Here is a 12,288-nt window from a genome sequence, read left to right as displayed (position 1 = left end):
GGCATCTAAGGAAATTATTCACGCCATGGGGGAAAGGCGCAAGCATTGCAGCAAATATGGGGATGATAGGGCAGATTACAAGACCCGCCGGGACAGCGAGCCCAGGATTGTAGGCCCGATAAGTGTAGCGGTATCGGGCCTTTTTTACGTTTTTCAGCAGGATTAAGGCTGATAAATACCGACGCCCAGATCGTTTTCTTTGCGGGTACGCGCAATGACCGATTCAGGGGATTCTGCGATACGCAGACCCATTTCGTCCTCGGTACGCACCACTTTACCGCGCAGGGAGTTAGTCCAGACATCGGTAATTTCTACGTCTACGAACTTACCGACCATATCCGGGTTGCCTTCAAAGTTCACCACACGGTTATTTTCGGTACGGCCTGACAGTTCCATGATGCTTTTACGCGATGTGCCTTCAACCAGAATGCGCTGGGTCGTGCCGACCATACGGCGGCTCCAGGCCATAGCTTGCTGGTTGATACGCTCCTGTAGAATGTACAGACGCTGTTTCTTCTCTTCTTCCGGTACGTCGTCAACCATATCGGCGGCAGGGGTGCCAGGACGCGCAGAGAAAATAAAGCTGTAGCTCATGTCAAAATTGACGTCAGCAATCAGCTTCATGGTCTGCTCGAAATCCTGCGTGGTTTCACCCGGGAAGCCAACGATGAAGTCGGAGCTAATCTGGATATCCGGACGCGCAGCGCGCAGTTTGCGGATGATCGCTTTGTATTCCAGCGCGGTATGGGTGCGCCCCATCAGGTTCAGTACGCGGTCTGAACCGCTCTGTACCGGCAGATGCAGGAAGCTCACCAGCTCTGGCGTATCGCGATAAACTTCAACGATATCATCGGTGAATTCGATCGGATGGCTGGTGGTGAAGCGGATACGATCAATGCCGTCGATCGCTGCGACCAGACGTAACAGATCGGCAAAAGATCCGATCGTGCCGTCGTAGTTCTCACCACGCCATGCGTTCACGTTTTGCCCCAGCAGGTTCACTTCACGCACGCCTTGGGCTGCAAGCTGGGCGATTTCAAACAGAATATCATCCGCCGGACGGCTGACTTCCTCACCGCGGGTGTAGGGCACCACGCAGTAAGTACAATATTTATTACAACCTTCCATGATGGACACAAACGCGCTTGGACCTTCAGCACGCGGTTCCGGCAGTCGGTCGAACTTTTCGATCTCCGGGAAACTGATATCAACCACCGGGCTACGGGTCGTGCTTCCACGCACTTTGTTGATCATTTCCGGCAGGCGGTGCAGCGTTTGCGGCCCAAAAATAATATCGACGTAATGCGCGCGCTGGCGAATATGATCGCCTTCCTGAGACGCAACACAGCCACCGACCCCAATGATGAGCTTGGGGTTTTTCTCTTTTAACAGTTTCCAGCGGCCCAGTTGATGGAACACTTTTTCCTGAGCCTTCTCACGGATTGAGCAGGTATTCAGCAGCAGCACATCCGCTTCTTCCGCCACGTCAGTCAGTTGATACCCATGAGTGGCATCCAGCAGATCGGCCATCTTCGATGAATCGTATTCGTTCATCTGACAGCCCCAGGTTTTAATATGGAGTTTTTTGGTCATCGACTTGCTCTTGCGAAATTGTGGCTGAAATGCAGGGCGCATAGTGTACTGCTTTGGCGCGGTTGTGACCAGTATGACGGATGTCAGCCTCAAGGGGTAAAAAATCCTGTAAACTTACACAATACATGTAACTGGATAATTGACCATGACAAATCAACCAACGGAAATTGCCATTGTCGGCGGGGGGATGGTCGGCGGCGCGCTGGCGCTTGGACTGGCGCAGCATGGATTTACGGTAACGGTCATCGAGCATGCCGTTCCCGCGCCGTTTGTGGCTGACGGACAGCCTGATGTCAGAATTTCTGCCATTAGTTCCGCGTCGGTGTCGTTGCTAAAAGGGCTGGGCGTCTGGGATACGGTGCAGGGGATGCGCAGCCATCCTTATCGTCGACTGGAAACGTGGGAGTGGGAAAATGCCCATGTGATGTTTGATGCCGCCGAGCTTAAGCTGCCTCTGTTGGGCTATATGGTGGAAAACACGGTCCTGCAACAGGCGCTCTGGCAGGCGCTGCAAGCTCACCCTAAAGTCACGCTGCGCGTACCGGCGTCCCTGATTTCTTTGCATCAACATAACGATCGACATGAGCTTGAGCTGGCAGGTGGCGAAACTATTAGCGCGAAGCTGGTCATCGGCGCCGATGGTGCCAACTCTCAGGTGCGAAAAATGGCCGGGATTGGTATCCATGCCTGGCAGTACGCGCAGTCCTGTATGTTGATAACCGTACAATGCGAAAATTCACCGGGAGACAGCACCTGGCAGCAATTTACGCCTGACGGCCCGCGCGCGTTTTTACCGCTGTTTGATAACTGGGCCTCGTTGGTGTGGTACGACTCACCGGCTCGCATCCGCCAATTGCAAGCGCTGAATATGCCGCAATTGCAGACGGAGATTGCTAAACATTTTCCATCGCGACTCGGTAAGGTGATGCCAGTGGCTGCGGGGGCGTTCCCGCTTACGCGTCGTCATGCGCTGCAATATGTGCAACCGGGGCTGGCGCTGGTAGGTGATGCCGCGCATACCATTCATCCGCTGGCGGGGCAGGGCGTTAATCTGGGCTTTCGTGATGTCGATGCGTTGATTGATGTGCTGGTGAACGCGCGCAGCTACGGTGAATCCTGGGCCAGTCAGCCGGTGCTCAAGCGCTATCAGAATCGCCGTATGACTGACAATTTCATCATGCAAAGCGGTATGGATCTGTTCTATGCCGGATTCAGCAATAACCTGCAGCCGCTGCGCATCATGCGTAATCTCGGGCTCATGGCCGCAGAGCGCGCTGGCGTACTGAAACGTCAGGCACTGAAGTATGCGTTAGGGTTGTAATTCAGGCAGGCCTACGGGGAAAATACGTAGGCCTGATAAGCGGAGCGCCATCAGGCGATAAATGCAGAAAAGCAAAAAGCTCGCCGAGGCGAGCTTTTTTAATATGGCTGGGGTACGAGGATTCGAACCTCGGAATGCTGGTATCAGAAACCAGAGCCTTACCGCTTGGCGATACCCCAACGGGTGCACCCACAGAGTGGACGACTTTTTGAAATTGGCTGGGGTACGAGGATTCGAACCTCGGAATGCTGGTATCAGAAACCAGAGCCTTACCGCTTGGCGATACCCCAACAATTTTTTGGATTTACCGAACGAGTCGATATGTCCTTAATATGGTGGCTACGACGGGATTCGAACCTGTGACCCCATCATTATGAGTGATGTGCTCTAACCAGCTGAGCTACGTAGCCAAATACTAACATTTTCTTCGATGGCTGGGGTACCTGGATTCGAACCAGGGAATGCCGGTATCAAAAACCGGTGCCTTACCGCTTGGCGATACCCCAATGACCGTTGCGGTGAACCGCTATATCGAAGAAAAAATGGCTGGGGTACCTGGATTCGAACCAGGGAATGCCGGTATCAAAAACCGGTGCCTTACCGCTTGGCGATACCCCATCCGTGCAACGCTTACGGGTGAATGGTGCGGGAGGCGAGACTTGAACTCGCACACCTTGCGGCGCCAGAACCTAAATCTGGTGCGTCTACCAATTTCGCCACTCCCGCAAAAAAGATGGTGGCTACGACGGGATTCGAACCTGTGACCCCATCATTATGAGTGATGTGCTCTAACCAGCTGAGCTACGTAGCCATCTTTTTTTCGCGTAACCTTATCGGCGTTGCGGGGCGCATTATGCGTATTGAGCCTTGAAGCGTCAACCCCTTTTTCATTGAAAATAGCTGGAATGTGACTGTTTGGTTAGGTTGCGAACAGCATGACGCAATATTCGGCAATTATTAGTTATTAATTGTTTTTTTGCACAGAAAACAAACATAAAAAAAGAGCCCCGCAGGGCTCTTATCTAAGGATTAACTTATTTATAAGCGGACTGATGTACGCCAACGGCACGGCCAGACGGATCGTTCATGGTTTTAAACGCCTCATCCCATTCGATCGCCTTAGCAGAAGAACAGGCAACCGACGGCCCGCCCGGCACACATTCGGCAGCGCTTGCTACCGGGAACAACTCTTCGAAAATCTCACGGTACAAATACGCTTCTTTAGACGATGGCGTGTTGTACGGGAAACGGAAGCTGGCAGTTTCCAGTTGTTGGTCAGAAACTTGTTCTGCAGCCACCTCTTTCAGAGTGTCAATCCAGCTGTAACCGACACCGTCAGAGAACTGCTCTTTCTGACGCCATGCGACGCTTGCCGGCAGGTAGGACTCAAAACATTCGCGCAGAACGTGTTTTTCCATTTTGCCGTTGCCGCACATTTTGTCCTGTGGGTTGATGCGCATCGCCACATCAAGGAATTTCTTATCCAGGAAGGGCACGCGGGCTTCTACACCCCAGGCCGACATGGCTTTGTTGGCACGGGCGCAGTCGAACATATGCAGCGCTTGCAGCTTGCGCACGGTTTCTTCGTGCAGTTCTTTTGCATCTGGCGCTTTGTGGAAATAGAGATAGCCGCCAAACACTTCGTCCGAACCTTCACCCGACAACACCATTTTAATGCCCATCGCTTTAATTTTACGCGACATTAAGTACATTGGCGTCGAGGCGCGAATCGTTGTGACATCGTAAGTTTCGATGTGGTAAATCACGTCGCGGATCGCATCCAGACCTTCCTGCACGGTGAAGTGGATCTCATGGTGCACGGTCCCCAGATGGTTCGCCACCTCTTGCGCAGCTTTCAGATCCGGAGCGCCTTCCAGGCCGACGGCGAAGGAGTGCAGCTGTGGCCACCAGGCTTCGCTACGTTCCTGATCTTCAACACGGCGTGCCGCGTATTTTTTAGTTATCGCGGAAATGACGGATGAATCCAGACCGCCGGACAGCAGCACTCCATAAGGAACATCTGACATCAGGTGGCTTTTCACCGCATCTTCCAGTGCCTGGCGCAGCTCGTTTTTATCAGTAACGTTGTCTTTGACGGCATCGTATTCAAACCAGTCGCGCTGGTAGTACTGACGAATTTCACCGTCTTTACTCCACAAATAGCTACCGGCCGGGAATTCTTTGATTGTGCGGCAGACGGGAACCAGCGCTTTCATTTCAGACGCAACGTAGAAGTTACCGTGCTCGTCGTAACCCATATACAGCGGGATGATCCCGATATGATCACGACCGATCAGGTAGGCGTCCTGCTCGCTGTCGTACAGGGCAAAAGCGAACATCCCTTGCAGGTCATCGAGGAACGCGGGTCCTTTTTCCTGATACAGGGCGAGGATAACTTCGCAGTCGGAACCGGTCTGGAACTGGTAGCGATCGCCGTATTCAGCACGCAGTGTCTGGTGGTTATAAATTTCACCGTTAACCGCCAGGATATGTGTCTTCTTCACGTTGTACAGCGGCTGAGCACCGGCATTGACGTCGACGATGGACAGACGTTCGTGCGCCAGAATGGCGTTATCACAGGCGTAAATACCTGACCAGTCCGGGCCGCGGTGGCGCATCAGACGAGACAGTTCCAGGGCTTTTTTACGCAGTTCAACTGCGTCAGTTTTAATATCGAATACGCCAAAAATAGAACACATAACCTTCTCCGTTAACCTGTTGCGTGATGCTTTTTATGTTTGCTTGATAAAGAAAATGCCGCAAAGCTGGAGAGGGCGCAAGCGAATTACGGGGCAGAAAATAAAAAACGCAATGGTCATTGCTGATTGATGAAAAAAGATTATGTAATGAACGCTATTATTGATGAATCAACAGTGAAGTGGTGATTTTATTGAATGGATGTATTTTTCAGGCCGGATAACTTGCAGATGTTGTTATCCGGCTAAAGAGATTAAATGACGTCTATTTCAGCAACGGACGGGTAAATCCAGCTTGGTCTGAACGGCATGTTGTCAATATCATCAAGCTTGGATACGCCAGACAGTACCAGGATAGTTTCCAGACCCGCCTGAAAACCTGCCAGAATATCGGTACGCAGGTTGTCACCAACGATAACGGTTTCTTCCGAGTGCGCCTGCATTTTGTTGAGAGCCGCGCGAATAATCCACGGGCTGGGTTTGCCGACATAAAACGGTTTACGACCTGAGATCTTCTCAATACCGGCACAGAGTGCTCCACAGGCGGGATAAAAGCCGCGACCGTGGGTATCCGGGTTAGTGGCGATAAAACGCGCGCCGTTGGCGACAAAATAGGCTGCTTTATGCATCATGTCCCAGTTATAGGAACGTGTCTCGCCAACAATCACAAAATCGGGGTTCACGTCGGTAATGGTAAATCCAGCTTTATAAAGTTCGTGAATTAACGCGCCTTCACCCACCACGTAGGCCTTTTTCCCTTCCTGGCGACGAAGAAAATCAGCGGTAGCCATCGCGGAAGTATAAAAGACGCTATCAGGGACATTCACACCCGCGGTGGCGAAGCGGTTTGCCAGATCTTGCCCGGTTTGCGAAGGGTAGTTAGTCAGCAGGACTAACGGCAAACCTTTTTCCAGGATCCCAGTCAAAAATTCTGCCGCACCCGGTACAGCAACATTGTCGTGCATCAGCACGCCGTCGATATCACAAATTACATTCTTAATGGCCATGGAATACCCAGGGAATTCGTTATGAGTCTGATAGTAATCGACTACTATATGAGAGCATTAGCTTTCCAGCAAACGTTGCAGCAATGTCCCGTTGAGCATTGCGCGCTTCACCAGCGCAAAGGCGCCAATGGCGGAGCGGTGATCCAGCGTGGACCGAACCACCGGTAAATTATGGCGAAACGCTTTCAACGCCTGCGTGTTGATACAGCTTTCTATCGCAGGCAGCAGCACCTTATCCGCCTCGGTAATTTCGCCCGCAATGACGATTTTTTGCGGGTTAAACAGGTTGATGGCAATGGCGATAGTTTTACCCAGGTGGCGACCAACGTGCTCAATAACTTCTGCTGCCAGATTATCGCCTTTATTCGCGGCCTTACAGATGGCTTTGATGCTGCAATCATCCAGCGTGAGTCGACTTGGATAACCCTGCTTCAGTAAGTTCTGCACGCGATGTTCAATAGAAGCATTGGCGGCAATGGTTTCCAGGCAGCCGAAATTACCGCAGTGACAGCGCTCACCCAGCGGCTCTACCTGAATATGACCAATCTCGCCGACGTTGCCATTGCGACCGATGAAAATTCTGCCATTGGAGATGATGCCCGCGCCGGTTCCGCGGTGCACTCGCACCAAAATGGAGTCTTCGCAATCCTGGCTTGCCCCGAAATAGTGCTCAGCCAGCGCCAGGCTGCGAATATCATGACCAACAAAGCAGGTGACTTTGAAGCGTTTTTCGAGCGCTTCGACCAGTCCCCAGTTTTCGACCTGAATGTGTGGCATATAGCGGATGACGCCGCTTTCAGGATCGACAAGGCCTGGCAGGATGACAGAAATTGCGATCAGCTCACGGATTTTCCGCTGGCAGCTCTCAATAAAGATGGCAATGGTGTTGAGCAGCGCATATTCCAGCGTTTCCTGGGTGCGCTCCGGGAGGGGGTAATGCTCTTCGGCGACAACTTTACTGCTCATATCATAGAGCGTGAGCGTTGTGTCGTGGCGACCCAGTCGTACGCCAATGGCGTGGAAATTGCGAGTTTCTGTGACGATAGAGATAGCGCGGCGGCCCCCGGTGGAGGCCTGCTGATCGACTTCTTTGATCAGCCCGCGTTCGATCAACTGACGCGTAATTTTGGTTACGCTGGCGGGGGCAAGCTGGCTTTGCTCGGCAATTTGAATTCGCGAGATTGGCCCATGCTGGTCAATCAGGCGATAAACCGCCGCGCTGTTAAGCTGTTTTACGAGATCAACATTACCTATTTGAGCTTGTCCGCCTGGTGTCATTCTTTCTCTTACTCAGTAACGACCTCGTTGCCATTAACGATGGTCTTGATAATTTTAAAGTCGTGCGTGAACGCAGTCAGGTTGGCTACTTTGCCTGGCGCGATGCTGCCGAATTGTTTGTCGACGCCAATGGCGCGAGCAGGGTAGAGCGTTGCCATGCGTAAGACTTCGTCGAGGGCGATATTTGCATGCTCGACCAGATTGCGTACGCCTTCAATCATGGTTAATGATGAACCGCTCAACGTACCGTTCTCATCAACACACAGTCCATTACGGTAGTATATTGTTTTACCAGCGAAAATGAACTGTTCAATGTTTGCACCTGCTGGCGCGGTCGCGTCAGTGACCAGGCACAGCTTGTCGCCTTTCAGGCGCTTAGCATTACGAATGTTAACGTAGTCAACGTGCAGGCCATCGGCGATGATACCGCAGTAGATATCTGCTTCATCCAAAATAGCGCCCGCCAGACCGGGTTCGCGGCCGGTAATGTACGGCATCGCGTTGAACAGATGCGTTGCAAAGGTAATCCCTGCACGGAATCCGATTTTTGCTTCTTTTACCGTTGCATTGGAGTGACCCGCAGAAACCACGATACCCGCATTCACCAGTTTGGTGATGACCTCTACCGGGACCATTTCTGGTGCCAGTGTGACTTTGGTGATCACATCCGCATTATCGCACAGGAAATCAACCAGTGCAGCGTCCGGCTGACGGACAAATCCCGGATTATGGGTACCTTTTTTCACCAGGTTCAGCCACGGGCCTTCAAGATGAAGTCCTAATGCCTGATTGGGGTGTTTCGCCAGGTATTCACGCATCACGCGAACACCTTGTTTCATCAGGTCATCGCTGGTGGTGATAAGCGTTGGCAGATAGTTGGTGCAGCCAGATTTTTCATTGGCTTTCTGCATGATTTCCAGCGTTTCAACGGTTACGGCTTCTGCCGTATCGTTAAACTGCACACCGCCGCAGCCGTTCAGCTGTACATCAATAAAACCGGGGGAAACAATGGCCCCATTCAGTGAGCGCTGTTCAATCCCTGACGGTAATTCAGCCAGTGGGCAAACGCTGTCGATCAGGCCATTGGCGACAACAATCGCATGGTCATCAAGAATTTCGTGACCGGTAAAGATCCGGCCCTGGGTTAAAGCATACATTCCGACCCCCGATTTCAAAAAAATGCCGCCCTGCAACTTATCGACAGGGCGGAGACATCAATTACAGACCTTTAATATTTTCCGCTTCTAACTCGTTGAAGTATTTCAGCGTCTTCACTTTCAGTTCCATGGTGGAAGGCTCATCGCAGACCACAACGGCTTTTGGATGCAACTGCAGGCAGCTGATGGTCCACATGTGGTTAACGTTGCCTTCAACGGCAGCTTGCAGCGCCTGTGCTTTCTGGTGACCCAGAACCAGGATCATCACTTCTTCAGCATCCAGCAGGGTGCCCACGCCAACGGTCAGGGCATATTTAGGCACCTGGCTTACGTCGCCGTCAAAGAAGCGTGAGTTAGCAACACGTGTGTCGTGAGTCAGCGTTTTGATGCGGGTACGGGAAGCCAAAGAGGAAGCGGGTTCGTTGAACGCGATGTGACCATCGTTGCCTACACCGCCCATAAACAGGTGGATTTTACCGTAAGAACGGATTTTTTCTTCATACTGACGGCATTCTGCATCAATATCCGGCGCGTTACCATTGAGGAGGTTGATGTTTTCTGCTGGAATATCAACGTGATCAAAGAAATTGCGGTGCATAAAGCTGTGGTAGCTTTCCGGATGCTCTTTCGGTAGGCCAACATATTCGTCCATGTTGAACGTAACAACATGCCTGAAGCTCACCTGGCCCGCTTTGTGCATTTCAACCAATGCTTTATAAGCTGTCAGTGGAGTACCGCCAGTCGGCAGGCCCAGAACGAACGGACGATCTGCCGTTGGTTTGAACGCGTTAATACGGTTAACGATATGGCGAGCAGCCCATTTGCCGACTTGTTCAGCGGTATTCAGGGGGATCAGTCTCATTCTTCACCTCAAAAGTAAAAGTAAGCAGTTGGCGGATTGAGTCTCTGTGCAGTATTAAGCGTAACCTGGTTTTGCATCGGTAAGGATCAATCCGTTTCGATTTTTTGAATGATAAAATAAGTTTTCGTAGTTAGCCAGTGAAAGGGAGGGTTAATAACGATATTTGGTGACTGTAATCACAAAAAACACGCGTTTAATTTGCGATACGAATTAATTTTTCACACACTCTGAATGTAGATGAATGGTTAATATCGTTGTTCCAGAATCTTGCTGTCAGGAATGGTCGCACAATAAAAATATGGCTTCAAAGAAGCCTAATCGGGGTCTCGTAGGGGGAATAAAATGAATATTTTAGGTTTTTTCCAGCGGCTGGGTAGGGCGTTACAGCTCCCCATCGCTGTGCTGCCAGTCGCGGCACTGCTGCTGCGATTCGGCCAACCAGATTTACTTAACGTACCCTTCATCGCGCAAGCGGGTGGGGCCATCTTTGATAACCTCGCGTTAATTTTTGCGATCGGTGTTGCTTCCAGCTGGTCAAAAGACAGCGCAGGTGCAGCAGCGCTGGCAGGTGCGGTCGGTTATTTCATATTGACCAAAGCAATGGTTACCATTAACCCTGCAATCAATATGGGCGTGCTGGCTGGTATCATCACCGGTCTGGTCGGCGGTGCCGTGTATAACCGCTGGTCTGGTATCAAACTGCCTGACTTCCTGAGCTTCTTTGGCGGCAAACGCTTTGTGCCGATCGCCACTGGCTTCTTCTGTCTGGTGCTGGCTGCTATCTTCGGTTACGTATGGCCGCCGGTACAGAACGCCATCCATGCGGGTGGTGAGTGGATCGTGGGCGCTGGTGCGCTGGGTTCCGGTATCTTTGGTTTCATCAACCGTCTGCTGATCCCAACCGGTCTGCATCAGGTGCTGAACACCATCGCCTGGTTCCAGATTGGCGAATTTACTAACGCTGCAGGTACCGTATTCCACGGTGACATCAACCGCTTCTACGCGGGTGACGGCACTGCGGGTATGTTCATGTCTGGCTTCTTCCCAATCATGATGTTTGGTCTGCCGGGTGCGGCGCTGGCAATGTACTTCGCGGCTCCGAAAGCACGTCGTCCGATGGTTGGCGGTATGCTGCTGTCCGTTGCGATCACCGCGTTCCTGACCGGTGTTACCGAGCCGCTGGAATTCCTGTTCATGTTCCTGGCTCCACTGCTGTATCTCCTGCACGCACTGTTAACGGGTATCAGCCTGTTCGTTGCAACACTGCTGGGGATCCACGCAGGCTTCTCCTTCTCCGCAGGTGCTATCGACTACGTGTTGATGTACAACCTGCCGGCAGCAAGCCAGAACGTCTGGATGCTGGTGGTGATGGGGCTGGTGTTCTTCGTTATCTACTTTGTGCTGTTCAGCGCGGTTATTCGTATGTTTAACCTGAAAACGCCGGGCCGCGAAGATAAAGAAGACGATATCGTTACTGAAGAAGCCAACAGCAACACTGAAGAAGGTTTGGCTCAACTGGCAACCAACTACATTGCAGCGGTTGGTGGTACTGATAACCTGAAAGCGATTGATGCCTGTATCACTCGTCTGCGTCTGACCGTTGCCGACTCCGGTCGCGTAAACGATGCGATGTGTAAGCGTTTAGGCGCATCTGGGGTAGTTAAGCTGAACAAGCAAACTATCCAGGTCATCGTGGGTGCGAAAGCCGAATCCATCGGCGACGAAATGAAGAAAGTTGTCGCGCGTGGCCCGGTGGCAGCAGCATCTGGTGAAAGTGCGCCAGCAGCAGCGGCTCCAGTAGCAAAACCGCAGGCTGTAGCGAATGCAGTCACCGTTGAAGCGCTGGTTTCTCCGATTACTGGTGACGTAGTTGCTCTGGAGCAGGTTCCTGATGAAGCCTTCGCCAGCAAAGCAGTAGGCGACGGCGTGGCAGTGAAACCAACGGATAAAATCGTGGTTGCTCCGGCTGCGGGCACCATCGTGAAAATCTTCAACACTAACCATGCGTTCTGCCTGGAAACTGTTAAAGGCGCGGAAATCGTGGTCCATATGGGCATCGATACCGTAGCGCTGGAAGGCAAAGGCTTTAAGCGTCTGGTCGAAGAAGGTGCGGAAGTTACTGCAGGCCAACCGATTCTGGAAATGGATCTGGAGTTCCTGAACGCTAACGCACGTTCCATGATAAGCCCGGTTGTGTGCAGCAACAGCGATGATTTCGGCGCTCTGGTTATTAAAGCCGAAGGTCATGTGGTTGCCGGTCAAACACCACTGTATGAGATTAAAGGTAAATAACTGCTCCTGAGTAAAGTGAGTTAAGTGCCTTAAGCGGCGGGGGATATTCCTCCGCCGCTTTTTTTTGCAGCAAATGCCCTCA

At 51.9% G+C, this 12,288-nt stretch carries 8 protein-coding genes and 7 tRNA genes; 2 read left to right on the top strand and 13 right to left on the bottom strand.

Annotated elements, in window-relative coordinates; translation table 11 throughout:
- Nucleotides 1-162 precede the first annotated feature (162 nt).
- Nucleotides 163-1,593 carry a tRNA (N6-isopentenyl adenosine(37)-C2)-methylthiotransferase MiaB gene (gene miaB / locus LY264_RS17390; RefSeq protein WP_003831327.1) on the bottom strand — a complete coding sequence of 477 codons (1,431 nt, stop codon included), beginning with the start codon at nt 1,591-1,593 and terminating at the stop codon, nt 163-165.
- Nucleotides 1,594-1,738: 145 nt separating this feature from the next.
- Here miaB and ubiF point away from each other — a divergent pair, with 145 nt between their 5' ends.
- A complete protein-coding gene (gene ubiF, locus LY264_RS17385; RefSeq protein ID WP_048214686.1) occupies nt 1,739-2,914 on the top strand; it encodes a 3-demethoxyubiquinol 3-hydroxylase in 1,176 nt (391 codons plus the stop codon).
- 104 nt (nt 2,915-3,018) lie between these two features.
- Here ubiF and LY264_RS17380 read toward each other — a convergent pair.
- From LY264_RS17380 to nagB, 12 genes are all read right to left on the bottom strand, one after another.
- Nucleotides 3,019-3,093 (bottom strand) — tRNA-Gln (locus LY264_RS17380).
- A 36-nt stretch (nt 3,094-3,129) separates the two neighbouring features.
- Nucleotides 3,130-3,204 (bottom strand) — tRNA-Gln (locus LY264_RS17375).
- Nucleotides 3,205-3,247: 43 nt separating this feature from the next.
- A tRNA-Met gene (locus tag LY264_RS17370) sits at nt 3,248-3,324 on the bottom strand.
- A gap of 21 nt (nt 3,325-3,345) precedes the next feature.
- Nucleotides 3,346-3,420: transfer RNA gene (locus tag LY264_RS17365), tRNA-Gln, on the bottom strand.
- 37 nt (nt 3,421-3,457) lie between these two features.
- A tRNA-Gln gene (locus LY264_RS17360) sits at nt 3,458-3,532 on the bottom strand.
- A 23-nt stretch (nt 3,533-3,555) separates the two neighbouring features.
- Nucleotides 3,556-3,640 (bottom strand) — tRNA-Leu (locus tag LY264_RS17355).
- An 8-nt stretch (nt 3,641-3,648) separates the two neighbouring features.
- A tRNA-Met gene (locus tag LY264_RS17350) sits at nt 3,649-3,725 on the bottom strand.
- Between the two features lie 223 nt (nt 3,726-3,948).
- A complete protein-coding gene (gene asnB / locus LY264_RS17345; RefSeq protein ID WP_008784099.1) occupies nt 3,949-5,613 on the bottom strand; it encodes an asparagine synthase B in 1,665 nt (554 codons plus the stop codon).
- 251 nt (nt 5,614-5,864) lie between these two features.
- Nucleotides 5,865-6,617 (bottom strand): ribonucleotide monophosphatase NagD, encoded by a 753-nt coding sequence (nagD, locus tag LY264_RS17340; protein WP_003022792.1) that lies wholly within the window; start codon nt 6,615-6,617, stop codon nt 5,865-5,867.
- Between the two features lie 57 nt (nt 6,618-6,674).
- A complete protein-coding gene (gene nagC / locus LY264_RS17335) occupies nt 6,675-7,895 on the bottom strand; it encodes a DNA-binding transcriptional regulator NagC (RefSeq protein ID WP_003022796.1) in 1,221 nt (406 codons plus the stop codon).
- Nucleotides 7,896-7,903: 8 nt separating this feature from the next.
- On the bottom strand, nt 7,904-9,052 hold the full coding sequence (nagA, locus tag LY264_RS17330; protein ID WP_048226105.1) for an N-acetylglucosamine-6-phosphate deacetylase: 1,149 nt from the start codon (nt 9,050-9,052) through the stop codon (nt 7,904-7,906).
- Nucleotides 9,053-9,113: 61 nt separating this feature from the next.
- Entirely contained in the window at nt 9,114-9,914 is an 801-nt protein-coding gene (gene nagB, locus LY264_RS17325; protein WP_048226101.1) for a glucosamine-6-phosphate deaminase, read from the bottom strand.
- Nucleotides 9,915-10,256: 342 nt separating this feature from the next.
- Between nagB and nagE the strand changes: the two genes are divergently transcribed.
- Complete coding sequence (gene nagE / locus LY264_RS17320) at nt 10,257-12,206, top strand: PTS N-acetyl glucosamine transporter subunit IIABC (protein ID WP_003831342.1); 1,950 nt, start codon at nt 10,257-10,259, stop codon at nt 12,204-12,206.
- Nucleotides 12,207-12,288 lie beyond the last annotated feature (82 nt).

Source organism: Citrobacter portucalensis (assembly GCF_023374935.1).
Classification (GTDB): Bacteria; Pseudomonadota; Gammaproteobacteria; order Enterobacterales; family Enterobacteriaceae; genus Citrobacter; species Citrobacter portucalensis.
The sequence above is the reverse complement of the archived record's forward strand: the minus strand, read 5'-3'. Positions and strand labels throughout refer to the sequence as shown.

What these genes read in the sequence shown, in the direction of transcription:
- miaB (WP_003831327.1), bottom strand. Translation starts at nt 1,593, where the DNA reads ATGACCAAAAAACTCCATATTAAAACCTGGGGCTGTCAGATGAACGAA.
- ubiF (WP_048214686.1), top strand. Translation starts at nt 1,739, where the DNA reads ATGACAAATCAACCAACGGAAATTGCCATTGTCGGCGGGGGGATGGTC.
- asnB (WP_008784099.1), bottom strand. Translation starts at nt 5,613, where the DNA reads ATGTGTTCTATTTTTGGCGTATTCGATATTAAAACTGACGCAGTTGAA.
- nagD (WP_003022792.1), bottom strand. Translation starts at nt 6,617, where the DNA reads ATGGCCATTAAGAATGTAATTTGTGATATCGACGGCGTGCTGATGCAC.
- nagC (WP_003022796.1), bottom strand. Translation starts at nt 7,895, where the DNA reads ATGACACCAGGCGGACAAGCTCAAATAGGTAATGTTGATCTCGTAAAA.
- nagA (WP_048226105.1), bottom strand. Translation starts at nt 9,052, where the DNA reads ATGTATGCTTTAACCCAGGGCCGGATCTTTACCGGTCACGAAATTCTT.
- nagB (WP_048226101.1), bottom strand. Translation starts at nt 9,914, where the DNA reads ATGAGACTGATCCCCCTGAATACCGCTGAACAAGTCGGCAAATGGGCT.
- nagE (WP_003831342.1), top strand. Translation starts at nt 10,257, where the DNA reads ATGAATATTTTAGGTTTTTTCCAGCGGCTGGGTAGGGCGTTACAGCTC.